The 18,733-nt window shown below is 62.9% G+C and carries 16 protein-coding genes; 3 read left to right on the top strand and 13 right to left on the bottom strand.

Going from position 1 to position 18,733, the window contains the following annotated elements:
• Positions 1 to 3: 3 nt before the first annotated feature.
• Both NX775_RS13715 and NX775_RS13720 read left to right on the top strand, forming a co-directional pair.
• Positions 4 to 294, top strand: a complete 291-nt coding sequence (locus NX775_RS13715; RefSeq protein ID WP_258836511.1) for a hypothetical protein — start codon at positions 4 to 6, stop codon at positions 292 to 294.
• Positions 295 to 314: 20 nt separating this feature from the next.
• The gene (locus NX775_RS13720; RefSeq protein WP_258836512.1) at positions 315 to 1,334 is read left to right on the top strand and encodes a hypothetical protein; all 1,020 of its coding nucleotides are present in this window, start codon (positions 315 to 317) and stop codon (positions 1,332 to 1,334) included.
• Between the two features lie 85 nt (positions 1,335 to 1,419).
• Here NX775_RS13720 and secA read toward each other — a convergent pair whose 3' ends face one another.
• Positions 1,420 to 4,206: a preprotein translocase subunit SecA gene (gene secA, locus NX775_RS13725; protein WP_258836513.1), complete on the bottom strand. Its 2,787-nt coding sequence runs from the start codon at positions 4,204 to 4,206 to the stop codon at positions 1,420 to 1,422.
• 279 nt (positions 4,207 to 4,485) lie between these two features.
• On the opposite strand from secA, the gene NX775_RS13730 reads away from it, so the two are divergent.
• A complete protein-coding gene (locus NX775_RS13730; RefSeq protein ID WP_258836514.1) occupies positions 4,486 to 4,977 on the top strand; it encodes a DciA family protein in 492 nt (163 codons plus the stop codon).
• Between the two features lie 18 nt (positions 4,978 to 4,995).
• Here NX775_RS13730 and lpxC read toward each other — a convergent pair whose 3' ends face one another.
• The 12 genes from lpxC to mraY all read right to left on the bottom strand — a co-directional run bounded on the left by lpxC (position 4,996) and on the right by mraY (position 18,733).
• Positions 4,996 to 5,931, bottom strand: a complete 936-nt coding sequence (lpxC, locus tag NX775_RS13735) for a UDP-3-O-acyl-N-acetylglucosamine deacetylase (RefSeq protein ID WP_258836515.1) — start codon at positions 5,929 to 5,931, stop codon at positions 4,996 to 4,998.
• Positions 5,932 to 5,982: 51 nt separating this feature from the next.
• Positions 5,983 to 6,825 (bottom strand): DMT family transporter, encoded by an 843-nt coding sequence (locus tag NX775_RS13740; RefSeq protein ID WP_258836766.1) that lies wholly within the window; start codon positions 6,823 to 6,825, stop codon positions 5,983 to 5,985.
• A gap of 215 nt (positions 6,826 to 7,040) precedes the next feature.
• Positions 7,041 to 7,544 (bottom strand): peroxiredoxin, encoded by a 504-nt coding sequence (locus NX775_RS13745; protein WP_183557230.1) that lies wholly within the window; start codon positions 7,542 to 7,544, stop codon positions 7,041 to 7,043.
• 399 nt (positions 7,545 to 7,943) lie between these two features.
• Positions 7,944 to 9,143, bottom strand: a complete 1,200-nt coding sequence (gene ftsZ / locus NX775_RS13750; protein WP_183557227.1) for a cell division protein FtsZ — start codon at positions 9,141 to 9,143, stop codon at positions 7,944 to 7,946.
• A 163-nt stretch (positions 9,144 to 9,306) separates the two neighbouring features.
• Complete coding sequence (gene ftsA / locus NX775_RS13755) at positions 9,307 to 10,539, bottom strand: cell division protein FtsA (RefSeq protein ID WP_183557224.1); 1,233 nt, start codon at positions 10,537 to 10,539, stop codon at positions 9,307 to 9,309.
• Between the two features lie 13 nt (positions 10,540 to 10,552).
• Entirely contained in the window at positions 10,553 to 11,389 is an 837-nt protein-coding gene (locus NX775_RS13760; protein ID WP_183557221.1) for a cell division protein FtsQ/DivIB, read from the bottom strand.
• A 5-nt stretch (positions 11,390 to 11,394) separates the two neighbouring features.
• Entirely contained in the window at positions 11,395 to 12,384 is a 990-nt protein-coding gene (locus NX775_RS13765; RefSeq protein WP_258836516.1) for a D-alanine--D-alanine ligase, read from the bottom strand.
• A 2-nt stretch (positions 12,385 to 12,386) separates the two neighbouring features.
• Positions 12,387 to 13,775 carry a UDP-N-acetylmuramate--L-alanine ligase gene (gene murC / locus NX775_RS13770; protein WP_258836517.1) on the bottom strand — a complete coding sequence of 463 codons (1,389 nt, stop codon included), beginning with the start codon at positions 13,773 to 13,775 and terminating at the stop codon, positions 12,387 to 12,389.
• A complete protein-coding gene (murG, locus tag NX775_RS13775) occupies positions 13,772 to 14,857 on the bottom strand; it encodes an undecaprenyldiphospho-muramoylpentapeptide beta-N-acetylglucosaminyltransferase (protein WP_258836518.1) in 1,086 nt (361 codons plus the stop codon). Before murG ends, murC begins: the two co-directional genes overlap by 4 nt.
• On the bottom strand, positions 14,854 to 16,071 hold the full coding sequence (gene ftsW / locus NX775_RS13780; protein ID WP_258836519.1) for a putative lipid II flippase FtsW: 1,218 nt from the start codon (positions 16,069 to 16,071) through the stop codon (positions 14,854 to 14,856). The genes murG and ftsW overlap by 4 nt, the downstream gene beginning before the upstream one ends.
• Complete coding sequence (gene murD, locus NX775_RS13785; protein ID WP_258836520.1) at positions 16,071 to 17,564, bottom strand: UDP-N-acetylmuramoyl-L-alanine--D-glutamate ligase; 1,494 nt, start codon at positions 17,562 to 17,564, stop codon at positions 16,071 to 16,073. The genes ftsW and murD overlap by 1 nt, the downstream gene beginning before the upstream one ends.
• On the bottom strand, positions 17,564 to 18,733 hold the full coding sequence (mraY, locus tag NX775_RS13790) for a phospho-N-acetylmuramoyl-pentapeptide-transferase (RefSeq protein ID WP_183557206.1): 1,170 nt from the start codon (positions 18,731 to 18,733) through the stop codon (positions 17,564 to 17,566). Before mraY ends, murD begins: the two co-directional genes overlap by 1 nt.

The raw sequence follows: 18,733 nt of genomic DNA on the forward strand, positions 1-18,733 counted from the left end.
TATTTGGAAGGTGGAGCAGAGCAAATTTTATTTTTCCCAGGCAAACGGGATGATATGCACAATATAATGCCAAGAGTAGATCCTAAAACTGGCGATGACATCATGGACTACGCTGGAAATTTGGATCGTCGTGTTGAATTTACCGACATTGCCGGTGAAAAAGCTCCTGCTAAATTGCGCAAGCGGATTGTCGACCCTCACATAAAGGGTCCAATTGAAACTGGCTGGGGCGCAACCCATTATTCCTCGGAAGAAGCGAAAAGAATTCTTCTCAACTTACCTGTAAAGCCATAAGCGAAAAAGAAAGGAATGTAATGAGAAATATCAACCTCGAAGCTGCAATCTGGTATTTATTTACATCGCCAGAATTTTTCGAGAAAGCAGCACTAGATACTGATTCCACATTGAGGTGGTTTGAGAATTTGGCCGTCTCTCGCAACGTTTCGAACTTTGGTAGAAATAATCAAATTTACGACACATTCAAATCCCTAGGTAATAATTTGAGAAGAGGATCAGCCCTAGCAAGACTTGGGGACTACCAACTCATTTTCGACACGGCGCGCTCATTCACAGGAAGTGCCCGAGGAATGCTTGAGCAGCCATTACATAGTTGGATGACAGAAAAGGAGCATCACGAGTTTGAATGGGTAAGGATTTCGAGGGCCACGGCATATACTAATCTAATAAAGATCTCGTTACATAACGCATTATGGGGCGCAGAAAGTTATTTTAGTCAAGATTTAACATGTCAAAATCGACGAAATGATGATAATGGTTTTCCCGGAAGCAAAATCGTGGATTGGTACAATGATGAAGCTAACTATTATAAAAATCCATTTTTCCCTCCGCTGCCAGATCCCGCTATCGAGTACGTCGTTGATAAATCAATTTCTTGCCATACTGGTAACGAGGTGCCATGGACAGGCGTATGGTATCCCGGCACAGGCTTACAAAATCACAGTCTCACCTTTGCAATTAAAGGAATGAGAATGCAGCCAGTGTATAAGGTGATTAAGACAACGGAAGAACTTAGAACAGAAACACGCATGTTTCCCCCGCCTGAAACAGTGGCGATCGCTACAACTTGGAACCCAGTCATTCCTGCCCCACCAAAAACGCACGTCCCAATCGAACTGTGGTCAAAGGCTGCCAGCAATGCCCAAAAGAAGGCGTATGGGAGCCAACCGACCCCGGTGCAGCTCGCCGATACTATCGAGTCGGAGATGTCATGCTCAGTCTTGGATCGGCCCATGGTTATACTGTATGGCGATGGGTATCGGAACGTTAGTTCCGATTTGCTGCAATCCGCACCGCCGCGAGATAAAGCGGCGTAACCCATTACATATCAATCAGCGGCTAGGCAGAAGAAAAACGGCCGGGTTTCCCCGGCCGCTTCTACATGCTACCTGCCTGCTGCGCTTACGCCAGCTTGCCGTGGCACTGCTTGAACTTCTTGCCGCTGCCGCAAGGGCATGGATCGTTGCGGCCGACCTTCACGCCCATGTAGCTGCTGTGGTCTTCGGCCGAGACCGCGTCGCCTTCGCCGCCCTTGTTCGGGTTCGGATTGAACAGCTCTTCCGGCGCGGCCGACGGGTTGTAGTCGGCGTGCTGGTAGTTGACGTTCTCGAGCTGGGCCGCCTGCGCTGCCATCGCTGCTTCGGCTGCTTCGACTTCTTCACGCGACTGGATGTGCACTGTCATGACGGTGCGAATCACTTCGTTCTTGATCAGGTCCAGCATGCTGCTGAACAGCTCGAACGCTTCGCGCTTGTATTCCTGCTTCGGGTTCTTCTGTGCGTAGCCGCGCAGGTGGATACCCTGACGCAGGTGGTCCAGCGCCGCGAGGTGTTCGCGCCAGTGGGTGTCGACGCTTTGCAGCATGACGTTGCGCTCGAAGCCGCCGAACGATTCGCGGCCCACGATGCCGACCTTGCTGTTGTACGACGTTTCGGCCGCCGTCAGCACGCGCTCGAGCAGTTCGTCGTCGTTCAGGTTCGGCTCGTCCTGCAACATCTGCTGCAGCGGCACGTTCAGGCTCCACTCGCCTGCCAGCGTCGTTTCCAGCGCCTTGACGTCCCACTGTTCTTCGACCGATTCGGCCGGCACATGGATGCGCACCTGGTCGGTGAACACGCCCACGCGCAGCGAATTGATCATCTCGCTGATGTCGGTCGCTTCGAGCAGTTCGTTACGCTGGGTGTAGATCACCTTGCGCTGGTCGTTGGCGACGTCGTCGTACTCGAGCAATTGCTTACGCACGTCGAAGTTGCGGGCCTCGACCTTGCGCTGGGCCGACTCGATCGAACGCGAGACGATGCCTGCTTCGATCGGTTCGCCTTCCGGCATCTTGAGACGGTCCATGATCGCGCGCACGCGGTCGCCGGCGAAGATGCGCAGCAGCGCGTCGTCCAGGCACAGGTAGAAGCGGGACGAACCCGGATCGCCCTGACGGCCCGAACGGCCGCGCAGCTGGTTGTCGACGCGGCGCGATTCGTGGCGCTCGGTGCCGATGATGTGCAGGCCGCCGGCATTGACCACGTGGTCGTGCAGCGATTGCCACTCGTCGCGCAGCGTCTGCGACTGGGCCGCTTTTTGCTCAGGGGTCAGGTTGCCATCGGCTTCGATGAGCTGGATCTGCTTGCCCATATTGCCGCCCAGGACGATGTCGGTACCACGGCCGGCCATATTGGTGGCGATGGTGATCATCTTCGGACGGCCCGCCTGCGCCACGATCTCTGCTTCGCGTGCGTGCTGCTTCGCGTTCAGGACGTTGTGCGGCAGATTGGCCTTGGTCAGAATGCCAGAGAGAAGCTCGGAGTTCTCGATCGAGGTGGTGCCCACCAGGACCGGCTGACCGCGCTCGTAGCAGTCGCGGATGTCCATGACCATCGCGTTGTACTTCTCGTCAGACGTCTTGTAGACCTGATCCTGGCGGTCCTTGCGCTGCGACGGCCGGTTCGGCGGGACGACGACGGTTTCGAGGCCGTAGATTTCCTGGAATTCGAATGCTTCGGTGTCGGCGGTACCGGTCATGCCGGCCAGCTTGCCGTACATGCGGAAGTAGTTCTGGAACGTGATCGAGGCCAGCGTCTGGTTCTCGTTCTGGATGCGCACGCCCTCTTTTGCTTCGACGGCCTGGTGCAGGCCATCCGACCAGCGGCGGCCCGTCATCAGGCGGCCCGTGAATTCGTCAACGATGACGACTTCATTGTTCTGCACCACGTAGTGCTGGTCCTTGTGGTACAGGACGTGGGCGCGCAGGGCCGCGTACAGGTGGTGGATCAGCGTGATGTTGCCGGCGTCGTACAGCGACGCGCCTTCTGGCAGCAGGCCCATCTCGGTCAGGATCGCTTCGGCGTGCTCGTGGCCCGATTCGGTCAAGAGCACGGTGTGCGCTTTCTCGTCCTTCAGGTAGTCGCCCGGGACTTCGATCTTGCCCTTGCCGTCTGGCGTTTCTTCGCCGATCTGCTGGACCAGCTGCGGCGGCACCGCGTTCAGGCGGATGTACAGGTCGGTATGGTTCTCGGCCTGGCCCGAGATGATCAAAGGCGTACGCGCTTCATCGATCAGGATCGAGTCGACTTCATCGACCACCGAGAAATTCAGACCGCGCTGGACGCGCTCGCGCAGGTCGTAGACCATGTTGTCGCGCAGGTAGTCAAAGCCGAATTCGTTGTTGGTGCCGTACGTGATGTCCGAGCTGTAGGCTTTCTGCTTGCTGTCGTGGTCGAGCTGCGACAGGTTGACACCGGTCGTGAGGCCCAGCCAGCCGTACAGCTGGCCCATCTGGTCAGCATCGCGCTGCGCCAGGTAATCGTTGACGGTAATGACGTGCACGCCCTTGCCCGACAGGCCGTTCAGGTAGACCGGCAGCGTGGCCATCAGGGTCTTGCCCTCGCCCGTGCCCATCTCCGCGATCTTGCCTTGGTGCAGGACCATGCCGCCGATCAGCTGGACGTCGAAGTGGCGCATCTTCATGACGCGCTTGGCCGCTTCGCGGCAGACGGCGAATGCTTCCGGCAGGATCTCGTCGAGGGTCGTGCCCTTGGCCAGCCGGTCCTTGAATTCAGGCGTCTTGGCTTGCAGTTCCGCGTCCGAGAGCTGCTCCATCTGTGGCTCGAGCGCGTTGATGACACGCACGGTCTTTTGATATTGCTTGAGCAGTCGCTGGTTGCGACTGCCGAAAATCTGGGTCAGGAATGACATGCTTGGTTTCTAGTATTAAATACGCCGCAATAGACGCCAATGAGGGAGCCAAGATGATATCAACAGATTTCACCAAAGACCGCGTTAGGCAAATAACCACTGATTTTATCATGCGATTCGGCCACACTTGGGGATCGTGGGCAGGATAACAAGTCCCGCAGGGACAGAAACGTTATCAGACTGCCTCGTATGGCGTGCAAAATCCCACCCTGCATTGCCCGCGACCCGGCGCTGCGCCGGGGTTTCCCCATCGGCCGCGCGCTGTGGTATGTTCCGAGCATGCAGCAACCTCCCCCAAAGCGCCCGGTCCATATCTTCGGCACCAAGAACCGGCAGACCTCGCACGCCGCCACCGACTTCCTGCGCTCGAACGACCGCCTGGCCAGCCTGATGCCGGCCATCACGCGCATGGCGCGCCTGCAGGCCGATTGCGCCGCAGCGCTGCCGGCCGTGTTTCACAACTGCGATGTGCTGTCGTTCCAGGAAGGGGTATTGATTCTGGCCGTGCCCAGCTCGGCGCTGGCGGCGCGGCTCAAGCAGATGCTGCCCAAGCTGCAGACGACGCTCATCGGGCGCGGCTGGCAGGTGGAATCGACCCGCATCAAGGTGCAGGTCACGCGCGCGCTGCCCGACAAACCCGAGATGCGCACGCTGGAGTTGCCACCAACGGCGGTGCGCGCGTTCGAGGAACTGGCCGCGTCACTGCCGGACGACAAGCACAATCACGACCTGGTGGCCGCGCTCAGGGCGCTGGCAGCGAAGAGAAAATAAGCACAGGCAGCGCCGGGATCAGCTCTGCGCCCACTCCCGCGTCATCTGCTTGACGTACGACGGCGGCGCGCTCTCGAGTGCATCGAAGCTGACGATCTCGTACGAATCCGGCTGTGCCAGCAAGGCGCGCAGCAGGTCGTTGTTGAGCGCGTGGCCCGACTTGTGAGCCGTGTAGCTGGCCAGCAGCGGATGACCGACCAGGTACAGGTCACCGATCGCGTCGAGAATCTTGTGGCGCACGAATTCATCTTCGTAGCGCAGGCCGTCAGCATTGAGGATGCGGTATTCATCCATCACGATCGCGTTCTCGAACGAGCCGCCGCGCGCCAGGCCCATGCCACGCAGGCTTTCCACGTCCTGCATGAAGCCGAAGGTGCGCGCACGGGCCACGTCGCGCACATAGGTGATGTCGCCGAAGTCCACGCTCGCGCGCTGCATCGTGCCATCGACTGCCGGGTGATTGAATTCGATGAAGAAGTCGAGCTTGTAGCCGTTGTGCGGCGACAGGCGCGCCCACTTTTCACTGCCACCAGTGCCCTGGCGCACTTCGACGTCCTTCAGCACGCGGATGAACTTGCGGGCCGACGACTGCTCCTGCACGCCGGCCTGCTGCAGCAGGAACACGAACGACGACGCCGAACCGTCCATGATCGGGATTTCCTCGGCCGTCACATCGATGACGAGGTTATCGATGCCCAGGCCGGCGCAGGCCGACATCACGTGTTCGACGGTCGAGACGCGCGCATCGTCCTTGATCAGGACCGACGCCATGCGCGTATCGCCCACGACGTGCGCGGAGCTGGGAATGGACACGATCGGGTCGAGATCGACCCGGCGAAACACGATGCCCGTGTCCGGACCGGCCGGGCGCAGCGTGAGTTCGACCTTGCGGCCCGAGTGCAGTCCGACGCCCGTGGCGCGGACCAGTTCCTTGATGGTTCGTTGTTTCAGCATGGATCGATTATAGCCCAGCGTCTCCGGCGCTGCTGCGCCCCTCCCTGCTCGTCAAGGATGCTCGGCCTCGACATGCTCTTTCTCGTGGCGGATCAGATACAGGCCGCTGCCGATGATGATTGCCGCGCCCAGCAGCGTGTAGCTGTCGGGCAGCGTGCGCCACAGCAGCCAGTCCAGGCCCACGCCCCAGGCCAGCGCCGAGTATTCGAACGGCGCCACGCTCGATGCTTCGCCGCGCGAAAACGCTTCGGTGATCGCCAGCTGGCCGATGAAACCCGACACCGCCAGGCCACACAGGATCGGGATGTCACGGGCCGACATTGGTACCCAGTCGGGCGCCGCCAGGGAGCCGGCGCCAATGGCGATCAGCACCATCAGCCAGAACACCGTGTGCTCGCTGCGGTCGGTCCGTGACAGCACGCGCACCGTGATCGCGGAGACGGCGTAGCAGGCGGCCGATCCCAGCACCGCCAGGCCGCCCACTGTCAGGAAGCCCGCGCCGCTGGGGCGCAGCACGACCAATACGCCAATCAGGCCGACGCCAATGGCGAGCCAGCGCGCCAGGTCGACGCGCTCGCGCAGCAGCAGGACCGACAAGGCCGTGATCAGGGCCGGCGCGATGAAGAAGATCGAATAAGCCTCGGCCAGCGACAGCTTCTGCAGGCCGAAGGCAAACAGCGCCAGCATCAGGATGCCCAGCCCGGCGCGCAGCAGGTGCATCGGCCAGCGCACGCGCAGGATGCCGGCAAATGCGCCGCGCCAGGCCACGTACAGCGCAATCAGGGGCAGCGAGCAGATGGCGCGCAATGCGGCGACCTGCAACGCCGGATAGCGCGCCGACAGCAGCTTCATGGCCGTGTCCATCAGCGCGAACATGAAGACGGCAAGCAGCATCGCATAGATGCTGTACAGGTTTCCCGATGGGCGCTTCACGGTGAGATTGTCTTAGTTGGCGGTAAAAAAAACGGCGCCGTAGGGTGGACGGGTTTCCCGTCCACGCGTCCAACGAACCTCAACGCGCCACAAAATCAGCTTGATCTGAACGCGTGGATGGCACAGCCATCCACCCTACGGCCAGCTTGATGCCGCGCCGGTCGTTACAACAAAAATCAGCCCAGCTTTTCCAGCATCGCTTCCGCGCTCGAGGCTTCGACGCCCTTGGCATCCAGGTCCAGCGTCTTGACCACGCCGTCGTCGACGAGCATCGCGTAGCGCTTCGAGCGCACGCCCATGCCGTGGGCCGAGTAGTCGTTGTCCAGGCCCAGCGCCTTGGTGAACGTGGCGTTACCGTCGGCCATCATGCGCACGATGCCGGTGGCTTTCTGGTCGCGGCCCCAGGCGCCCATCACGAACGCGTCGTTGACCGAGATGCACCAGATTTCATCGATGCCCTTGGCTTTGAGCGCGTCGGCGTGCTTGACGTAGCCCGGCACGTGCTGCACCGAGCAGCCTGGCGTAAAGGCGCCTGGCAGGCCGAAGATGACGATCTTCTTGCCCTTGACCAGATCGGCGACCTGGAACGTGTTCGGGCCCAGGCTGCAGCCTGCGGTTTCGTTCTCGATGAATTCGGCCAGCGTGCCGTCGGGCAGGCGTTCGCCAATCTGGATGCTCATGTTCGCTCCTGTGAAGGTTGTGTGAATCCGGCCATTATCGCCGATCCGGGTGGGCTGTGCAGGGCATTGCCCCGGCAGTTGGCCACTCCCCCCACCACGTCGTTCCCGCGAAGGCGGGAACCCAAGATGGGGTGTGCAGGGCATTGCCTTGGCAGTTGGCCACTCCCTCGGCACGTCGTTCCCGCGAAGGCGGGAACCCAAGTTTGCACGCGCAGCTACATTTGCCATACATAGCGGTAGCGCTCAAGACTGGGATTCCCGCCTGCGCGGGAATGACGCGTGTCGTGGCAGCTGGCCGGCAGGACTGGAAGCAGCGCGCAAGCGGCGCGCAAACAAAAAAGGCCAGCTTGCGCTGGCCTCTTCAACTCTGGTCATCCTGCGCCGACCATCATGCGAACATCAGTCCGCCTGCTTGCGCAGGAACGCCGGAATGTCGTAGGTCTCGACACCATTGCGCTGCATTGCCTGCACCTGCTCGGATGCCTGCTCGCGGCGCCACACGGCTGGCTGCTTCATGCCGCCCAGTGCGTCGGGGCTGGCCTTGCCGGCGGTCAGGCCGCCCGGCACGGCTGCGGCGCCCTGCATCACTGGCGCATCGTAGGTACCGGTGCGCATGACCTGTTGCGGCTGGACCAGCTGGATCGACTTCTTGTTCTTGCCCAGGCCCGTCGCGACCACGGTCACGCGGATCTCGTCGCCCATCGAGTCGTCGTAAGCGATACCCTGGGCGATCGACGCGTCCGGCGCGGCGAAGGCGCGCACGGCGGCCATGACTTCCTTGATCTCTTTACCTTTCAGGCCACGGCTTGCGGTCACGTTGACCAGCACGCCCTTGGCGCCCGACAGGTCGATACCGTCGAGCAGCGGCGAGGCGACAGCCTGCTCGGCGGCGATGCGCGCGCGGTCGACGCCGGCGGCGGTCGCGGTGCCCATCATGGCCTTGCCCTGCTCACCCATGATCGTCTTGACGTCGTTGAAGTCGACGTTGATGTGGCCCGGCACGTTGATGATCTCAGCGATACCGGCAACCGCGTTGTTGAGCACATCGTCGGCGTGCTGCATCCAGTCGAGCATGCTTTCGTCTTCGTAGATGTCTTCGAGCTTTTCGTTCAGGATGACGATCAGGGAGTCGACGTGCTTGGTCAGTTCTTCGAGGCCCGCTTCGGCCACGTCCATGCACTTCTGGCCTTCGTACGAGAACGGCTTGGAGACGACAGCCACGGTCAGGGCGCCCATCGCCTTGGCCACTTCGGCCACGATCGGTGCGGCGCCGGTACCGGTGCCACCGCCCATGCCGGCGGCGATGAAGACCATGTGCGCGCCGCGCAGTGCGTCTTCGATGCGCGAGCGCGATTGTTCGGCGAGCTGGCGACCGACTTCAGGACGCATCCCTGCGCCCAGGCCCGAGTCACCGATCTGGATGATGTTGCCGGCGCTCGATACGGCCAGCGCTTGCGCGTCCGTGTTCGCGGCGATGAACTCGACACCGGATACACCTTTATTGATCATGTGCTGAACCGCGTTGCCGCCGGCGCCACCGACGCCCACGACCTTGATCACGGTCCCCAGTGCTGCGTTATCGACCATATCGAACTCCATGATGTGCTCCCTAATTTTCAAAGTGCAGTTCCGGGAACGAGGCCTGTGCGTATCTGGTTCGCCGCCTCAAACCGGTATCTGCGATTGTATGTAAAAAACTGTAATTCGTGATGAAATTTCGCTACCTAATTTGTTACCAAGTGCTAGTGCGATTGCATGTGCGTCAGAAGTTCCCCGCGATCCACTCCTTCATGCGCTGCCAGACTGCCTTCACCGAACCATCCTGGCGCGTGACGATGTGTCCGCGCAGGTACTGTTTCTTTGCTTCGAGCAGCAAGCCAAGCACGGTGGCGTAGCGGGGGCTGCGCACCACGTCGGCCAATTGCCCGCGGTAGTCCGGCGTGCCAAGGCGTGCCGGTTTGAGGAAGATGTCTTCCGCCATTTCGATCATGCCGGGCATGATCGCGCTGCCGCCGGTCAGGACGATGCCGGACGACAGCACGCCTTCGTAGCCCGATTCGCGCACCGCCTGGTGCACCATCGCGAACAGCTCCTCCACCCGGGGCTCGATCACGGCTGCCAGCGCCTGGCGCGACAGGGCGCGCGGGCCGCGGTCACCGAGACCTGGCACTTCGAGTGTCTCGCCCGGGTCGGCCAGCACCTGCTTGGCCACGCCGTAGCGGATCTTGATATCTTCAGCTTCGCCGGTCGGCGTGCGCAGTGCCATCGCGATGTCGCTGGTGATCTGGTCACCCGCGATCGGGATCACGGCCGTGTGGCGGATCGCGCCGTCCGAGAACACCGCGATGTCGGTGGTGCCCCCGCCGATGTCGATCAGCACCACGCCTAGTTCCTTTTCGTCGACCGTCAGCACTGCGTCGGCGGAGGCCATCGGCTGCAGGATCAGGTCCGAAACCTCGAGACCGCAGCGGCGCACGCACTTTACAATGTTTTGCACTGCGGAGACCGCACCGGTGACAATGTGCACCCGCACTTCGAGGCGGATGCCGCTCATGCCGATCGGCTCGCGCACGTCTTCCTGGTTGTCGACGATGAATTCCTGCGGCACCGTGTGCAGCAGTTGCTGGTCGGTCGGGATATTCACCGCCTTGGCCGTCTCGATCACGCGCGCCACGTCGGTCGCCGTGACTTCTTTCTCCTTGATCGCCACCATCCCGCTCGAATTGAACGAACGGATATGGCTGCCGGCGATGCCGGCATAGACGTTGCGGATCTTGCAATCCGCCATCAGCTCGGCCTCTTCCAGCGCGCGCTGGATCGATTCGACGGTGGCCTCGATGTTGACGACCACGCCTTTCTTCAATCCCCTGGACTCGTGCTGACCCAGCCCGATCACCTCGTGGCGTCCGTCGGACATCACTTCGGCGACCACGGCCACCACCTTGGAGGTGCCGATGTCGAGACCGACGATCAGGTTTTTCGCGTCTTTTGTCATTGCTGTAGCCTGCTCAGATTTGCTTGGTTGTTGTATTGGTTTTTGTATTCGGTGCGGCTTTGGGCTTCTTGGCTGCCTTGACCGGCTTCGTCGCATCCAGCGGCACGTTCAGCGCTGCCGACGACAAGGCCAGTCCGTTCGGATAGCGCATATCGATCGTATCGATACGGCCCTCCTGCAGCCGGGCCACCAGCTGCGGGTACACGCCGACCAGACGCGCGACGCGCTTGTTCAACGTGTTGCGATCCTGTTCGCGTCCGAGTTCGACGCTCATGCCATTATCCAGCTTCACGGTCCATGCATAGCGATTCGATAGCGACAACGCGTGCGGCACCAGCGCCACCTTGGCGAACGCCGTGCGCAATTCATTGAAGCGCGCCAGCACATCCTTCTCGCTGCCCACCGGTCCATCGAATTCGGGGAGCGTCTGTTCATCGTCGGCTTCAGCGATATTGGCCGTAAACACGTCGCCCTTGACCGACAGCAGGCGGCCTTCGTCGCCCCAGGTGCCGAGCGCCTCGTGCTCTTCGACTTCGACCACCAGCGCGTTGGGCCATTCGCGGCGCACCGTGGCGCGGCGCACCCAGGGCACGGTCTCGAACGTCGCGCGCACCTGTTCCAGGTCGGCGGTAAAGAAGTTGCCGCGAATTTTACCGACCACGCCGTTGCGCACGGTCAGTTCGTTCACATGTTTCAGGTCGATCCCGTACATGCTCTCCACCGTCACCGAGCCCAGTGCGAACATCGGGCGCTGCGACAGCCACCAGACGCCGGTCACCAGCGCGGCGAGCACCGTCAGCGCCGTCAGGAAGCTGGCGGTTGCATTGAGGGAGCGGACGTCATGCCACATCGCTGTCAGTCCTTCACGTCGGGTTGCGCACCCCGGTTGCCCATCTTGAGCCGCGCCGAACGCAGGATCTCGACGCACAGATCTTCGTAGCCGATGCCCACTGCGCGCGCCGCCATCGGCACCAGCGAGTGCGTCGTCATGCCCGGGGACGTGTTCACCTCAAGCAGGAATGGACGCATGTCGCTCTCGCGCACCAGCACGTCGACGCGCCCCCAGCCTTCGCAGCCGAGCGCGCGGTAGGCATTCACGGCGTGACGCTGAATTTCCTGCGTCAGTTCGTCGGGCAGCGGCGCCGGGCAGTGGTATTGCGTGTCGTCGGTGAAGTACTTGTTCTGGTAGTCGTACTTGCCTTCGGGCGCGACGATCTCGACGATCGGCAGCGCGCGGGCGGCGGCGCCCTGCCCCAGCACGGCGACCGTGAATTCTCGGCCGGTGACGAACTGCTCGGCCAGCACCGCATCGTCCATGCTGGCCACGAGCGCGATCGCGTCCGCCAGCTGATTGCGGTCGGTGACCTTGGTGATGCCGATGCTCGAGCCTTCGAGCGGCGGCTTGACGATCAGCGGCAGGCCCAGTTCGGCCACCAGCGCATCCAGATCGGTGTCGGCGTCGACCGTTGCGTACTTCGGCGTTGGCACGCCTTCCATCAGCCACAGCTTCTTGGTGGTGATCTTGTCCATGCCGACGCTCGAGGCCCTCACGCCGCTGCCGGTGTACGGAATGCCCAACTGCTCGAGGGCGCCCTGCAGGCTGCCGTCTTCGCCGTAGCGGCCGTGCAGCGCGATGAACACACGGTCAAATCCCTGCGCAGCCAGGTCGGCCAGGCTGTGCGTGCCCGGATCGAACGGGTGCGCATCGATGCCGCGGCTTTTGAGCGCCTGCAGCACGCCTTCACCGGAAATGAGCGAAATTTCGCGCTCGGCCGAACGGCCGCCGAACAGGACGCCGACCTTGCCGAAGACGGTGGCATCGAGAAGTTGAATGGTCGTCGTCATGCTCAGCCTTTCGCTGTGGTCAGTTGTTGCGGAATGCCGCTGATCGAACCGGCGCCCATCGTCAGCACGACGTCGCCGTCGCGCGCCACGTTCAGGATGGCGTCGCGCATCTCGGCGATCGACTCGACGAAGATCGGCTCGATCTTGCTGGAGGTGCGCAGTGCGCGGGCCAGGGCGCGCCCGTCGGCGGCCACGATCGGCGCTTCGCCGGCCGGGTACACGTCGGCCAGCAGCAGCACGTCTGGCGTGGCCAGCACCTTGACGAAGTCTTCGAACAGGTCGCGCGTGCGGCTGTAGCGGTGTGGCTGGAACGCCAGCACGAGGCGCCGGCCCGGGTAGGCGGCGCGCGCAGCGGCCAGCGTGACTTCGGTTTCCACCGGGTGATGGCCGAAATCGTCGACCAGCGTGAAGCTGCCGCCAGACGCCAGCGCCACGTCGCCGTAGCGCGTGAAGCGGCGGCCCACGCCGCGGAACTCCAGCAGGCCCTGGGCGGTGGCAGCGTCGTCGATGCCGATTTCGCGCGCGATGGCAATCGCCGAGCAGGCATTCAACACATTGTGCATGCCGGGCTGGTTCAGCACGAACTTGGTGTCGGCATAGCCTTCCTGGCGCACGGTGAAGTGCATGTGCGTGCCATCCGCGTAGGCATCCAGCGCGCGCACTTCGGCATCGATCGAAAAACCGTAGGTGGTGACCGGCTTGGTCACCTGCGGCAGGATCTCGCGCACGTGCTTGTCGTCGATGCACAGCATGACGCGGCCGTAGAACGGCAGGCGGTGCGTGAAGTGCACGAACGCGGCCTTGAGTTTCTCGAAGTCGTGCTCGTAGGTTTCCATGTGATCGGCGTCGATATTCGTGATCACTTCGATCATCGGCGACAGGTTCAGGAACGACGCGTCCGATTCATCGGCTTCGGCCACGATGTAGTCGCCGCTGCCCAGCGCCGCATTGGCGCCGGCGGCGGTCAGGCGGCCACCGATGACGAAGGTCGGATCGAGTCCGCCCTGCGCCAGCACCGATGCGACCAGGCTGGTGGTCGTCGTCTTGCCGTGCGTGCCTGCAATTGCGATACCGCGCTTCAGGCGCATCAGTTCGCCCAGCATGATCGCGCGCGGCACCACTGGCACCTTGTTGGTACGCGCGGCCACCACTTCCGGGTTGGCTTCGTTCACGGCGGTCGAGGTCACGACGACGTCGGCGCCCGTGACGTGATCTTCGTGGTGGCCCAGATACACCTTGGCGCCCAGATCGGCCAGGCGCTGGCTGGCGGCATTGCTGCCCAGGTCCGAGCCCGACACCTGATAGCCGAGATTGAGCAGCACTTCGGCGATGCCGCTCATGCCGCTGCCGCCGATGCCCACGAAGTGGATGTTCTTGATCTTGTGTTTCATGCTGCTTTTACCCTTGCTGCCAGTTGTTCGAGTTCGCGCGCGATCGCCTCGTTGGCGTCGCGCTGGCCGACGCGCGCTGCCGCCTGCGCCATGGCCAGGCACTGCTCGCGCGTCGTTTGCAGCAGGCTTTTCAGCCGCTGCGGATTCAGTTCACCCTGCGGCAGGTGCACGGCCGCGCCTTGCCCGTCCATCCAGATCGCGTTGTCGCGCTGGTGGCTGGTGGTGCTGGCCACGAACGGCACCAGCACGCTGGCCACGCCGGCCGCCGTCAGTTCGGACACCGTGATCGCACCGGCGCGGCAGATCACCAAGTCGGCCTCTGCGTACGCCGCCGCCATATTGTCGATGAAGTCGACCACATTGGCCTGCACGCCAGCCTGTGCATACGCGGCGCGCAGCGCATCGATGTTCTTCTTGCCCGACTGGTGCGTGACGACCGGCCGTGCGGCCGGGTCGATCAGGGCCAGGGCTGCCGGCACGCCATCGTTGAGCACCTTGGCGCCCAGGCTGCCGCCCACGACCAGCACGCGCAGCACGCCCGCGCGGCCGGCGAAGCGTTCGGCGGGCGCCCGCAGATCGAGGATCTGCTGGCGCACCGGGTTGCCGGTGACGACGGCCTTGCCGGCCGCCTTGCCGAAATCGGCCGGGAAGCCGAACAGCACGCGCTGCGCCAGCGGGGTCAAGGTCTTGTTCGACAGCAGCAGCGCGGCGTCGGCATTGATCAGGGCCAGCGGGATGCCGGCGGCGCGCGCCATCATGCCGCCCGGTACCGTCACGTAACCGCCCATGCCCAGCACGACGTCGGGCCGGCGCGCGGCCAGGTAGCGCCGGCAGGTCGCAAAGGCGGCCGCCATCTTGAGCGCGCCCTTGATGGTGTGCGCCAGGCCCTTGCCGCGCAGGCCGGCGAAGTCGATCGTGTCCATGTCGATGCCGGCTTTCGGCACCAGATCGGTTTCCATGCCGTGGGCGGTGCCCAGCCAGCTTACTTCCCAGCCGCGCGCGCGCATCGTCTGCGCGATCGCGATGCCGGGGAAGATGTGGCCACCGGTACCGGCAGCCATGATCATCAGCTTTTTGGTCATGTGCGGCCTCCGCGCATGCGCACGCGATTTTCGTAATCGATGCGCAGCAGGATCGCCAGGCCGACGCAGTTGAACAGCACGCCCGAACCGCCAAAGCTCATCAGCGGCAAGGTCAGGCCCTTGGTGGGCAACAGGCCCAGGTTCACGCCCATATTGATGAAGGTCTGCACGCCGATCCAGATGCCGATACCTTTGGCAGCCAGGCCAGCGAACACCTGTTCGAGCGCGATCGCCTGACGGCCGATGTCGAAGGCGCGCTTGACGAGCCAGTAGAACATCGCCACCACGACCAGCACGCCGACCAGGCCCAGTTCTTCGCCGATGACGGCCATGATGAAGTCGGTGTGCGCTTCGGGCAGGTAGAACAGTTTCTCGACCGAGCCACCCAGGCCCACGCCAAAGATCTCGCCACGCCCGAATGCGATCAGCGAGTGCGTCAGCTGGTACGCCTTGTCCAGGGCATTGCCTTCTTCCCACGGGTTCAGGTAGGCGAACATGCGCGCACGGCGGAATGGCGAGAGCGCGATGATCGCGCTGAAGATCACGACCAGCAGCGCGCCGATGCCGCCGAACCAGATAATGTTGATCCCGCCCAGGAACAGGATGCCCATGGCGATGCAGACGATCACGCCGAATGCGCCCAGATCCGGCTCCATCAGCAAGAGGCCGCCCACCAGGCCAATGGCCACGACCATCGGCACGAAGCCCTTGGTCAGCTTGTGCATGTACTCTTGCTTGCGCACCGTGAAGTCGGCCGCGTACAGCACCACGGCAATCTTCATGATTTCGGATGGCTGCACCATGAACACCTTGAGCGACAGCCAGCGGCGCGCGCCGTTGACCGACACGCCCAGGCCAGGAATCAGCACCAGCACCAGCAGCACCAGCGTGCCGATGAAGATCATCGGCGCATGCCGCTGCCAGACCGCGATCGGCACGCGGAACACGATCGCGGCGGCCACCATCGAGACGAGGATGTAAACCGCCTGGCGGTACAGGAAGTATTCGTTGCGGTCCTGCAGATAGCGGAATTTCGGCGAATCGGGCAGCGCAATCGACGCCGAGTACACCATCACCATCCCGAACAGCATCAGGAGCAGCGTGACCCAGACCAGCGGCTGGTCGTAGTCCATCATTTTGGACGGCCGGCTACGACCGTCGACAGTGGCGTCGACGGCGTTGCCGGAAAACTTGAAGGGCAGCTGGAAGGCCATCAGATCTCCTGCCCTTTATCGAGCGCGATGTCGCGCACGGTTTCGACGAACACCTGCGCGCGGTGCGCGTAATTCGTGAACATGTCCAGGCTGGCGCACGCAGGGGACAGCAGTACCGCGTCGCCGGCGCGTGCCAGACCGGCTGCGCGGCGCACTGCCTGCGGCAAGTCGTCGAGGTCAAAAGCCGGCACGCCGGTGGCATCGATGGCGGCGCGCACGGCCGGCGCATCGCGGCCGATCAGCAGCACGGCGCGGGCATACGCCGCCACCGGCTGGGCCAGCGGCGAAAAGTCCTGCCCCTTGCCATCGCCACCGGCGATCAACAGGATTTGCTGGTCGGCGCCGGCAAAGGCCTTGCCCAGGCCCTGCAGCGCAGCGACGGTGGCGCCGACATTGGTGCCCTTGCTGTCGTCGTAATAGTCGACGCCGTCGATGGTGGCCACCAGTTCGACGCGGTGCGGTTCGCCCGCATACTCGCGCAAGCCGTGCAGCAGCGGCGCGAGCGGCAGACCGCAGGCGCGGCACAGGGCCAGCGCAGCCAGCGCATTGGCGGCATTGTGCAGGCCGCGAATCTTGAGCGCATCGGCCGGCATCAGGCGGCTCACGATGGCGTCGACCTGTTCGCGGATTTCGCCGCGTTTGAGTTTCTTGTCGCTCGCCTCGCCCGCCACGGCGTTGGCCAGCCACAGCACGCCGCGCTCGTCGATCAGGCCGAAGCTGTTAGCGTCGACCGGTTCGTCAGTCCCGAAGGTGAACAGCGGCGCATCGACCGCCATGCGCATCACGCGTGCATCGTCGCGATTCAGGACGCGCACGGTATCCGGGCCGAAGATGCGCGCCTTGTCGGCCGCATAGGCATCCATCGTGCCGTGCCAGTCGAGGTGATCCTGGGTCAGGTTCAGCACCGTCGCGGCGTCGGCCTTGAGACTGAACGTTGTATGCAACTGGAAGCTGGACAATTCCAGCACCCAGGCTTGCGGCAGTTCACCGGCATCGATCGACTCGCGCAGCACGTCCAGCGCGGCCGGGCTGATATTGCCGGCCACCCGCGTGGTCAACCCCGCGCGGCGGCACAGCAGGCCGGTCAGGCTCGTCACCGTCGTCTTGCCGTTGGTACCCGTAATCGCGATGACTTTCGGCGCATAGCCGTTGGTCTCGTGCAGGTGCGCCAGCGCCTGAGCGAACAGTTCGATCTCGCCCCAGACGGGGATGCCGCGGGTAGCAGCGGCAGGCATGATGGCGGCCACCTCGCGCTCCGGGGCCAGGCCCGGGCTGACGGCGACAAAGTCGACGCCGTCGAGCAGGTCGGCGCCAAATTCGCCAGCGACGAACTGCGCATCCGGCGCGGCCGCGCGCAGCGCCGGCAGACGTTGCGGTTCCGCGCGCGTATCGGCCACGCGCACGCGTGCGCCGCCCCGCGCGAGCCAGTGCGCCATCGCGAGTCCCGATTCACCGAGGCCCAGTACCAGTGCGAGTTTGCCGTCGTAGTTCATTAACGCAGTTTCAGTGTAGAGAGGCCAACCAGGATCAGCACGATGGTCACGATCCAGAAGCGGACCACGACCTTGGTTTCGTTCCAGCCCTTTTGTTCAAAGTGGTGGTGCAGCGGCGCCATGAGGAACACGCGGCGGCCGGTACCATAGCGCTTCTTGGTGTACTTGAACCAGGTCACCTGGATGATCACCGATAGCGTTTCAGCCACGAACACGCCGCCCATGATGAACAGGACGATTTCCTGGCGCACGATGACGGCGATCGTACCGAGCGCGCCGCCGAGGGCCAGCGCGCCGACGTCGCCCATGAACATCTGGGCCGGGTGCGCGTTGAACCACAGGAAGGCCAGGCCCGCGCCGGCCATCGCGCCGCAGAAGATCAGCAGTTCGCCGGCGCCCGGGATGTACGGGATCAACAGGTATTTCGAGAACGTCACACTACCGGTCAGATACGCGAACAGGCCAAGGGCCGCGCCGACCATCACGGTCGGCATGATCGCCAGGCCATCGAGGCCGTCGGTGAAGTTCACGGCATTGGATGCGCCCACGATCACGCAATAGGTCAGCGCGATGAAGCCCCAGACGCCCAGCGGATAGCTGATGGTCTTGAAGAACGGGACGATCAGGTCGGCCTTTGGCGGCAGGCTCATCGAGAAGCCCGACTGCACCCAGGCGTAGAACAGTTGCGCGACTTCCCATGGATTGGCAGCCGAGACCGAGAACGCCAGATAAAGAGCAGATGCGATACCAATGAGCGACATCCAGAAGTATTTTTCGCGCGAGCGCATGCCTTCCGGGTCCTTGTAGACCACCTTGCGGTAGTCGTCGACCCAGCCGACGGCGCCAAAGCCCATCGTCACGACCAGCACTGGCCAGATCAGGCGGTTCGACAGGTCGCACCACAGCAGCGTCGAGATGCCGATTGCGATCAGGACCAGCACGCCCCCCATCGTCGGGGTGCCGTGCTTGGTCAGGTGGCTTTGCGGGCCGTAGGTACGCACGGCCTGGCCGACTTTCAGTTCGGTCAGTTTGCGGATGACGATCGGGCCGGCCACGAGGCCAATGGTGATGGCCGTAATGGTGGCGAACACCGCGCGGAACGTGAGGTAGTTAAACACGCGCAGCGGACCGAGATAGTCCTGAAAGTATTGTGCGAGCCAGAGAAGCAT

This window comes from Massilia aurea (assembly GCF_024753205.1).
Lineage (GTDB): Bacteria > Pseudomonadota > Gammaproteobacteria > Burkholderiales > Burkholderiaceae_D > Telluria > Telluria aurea.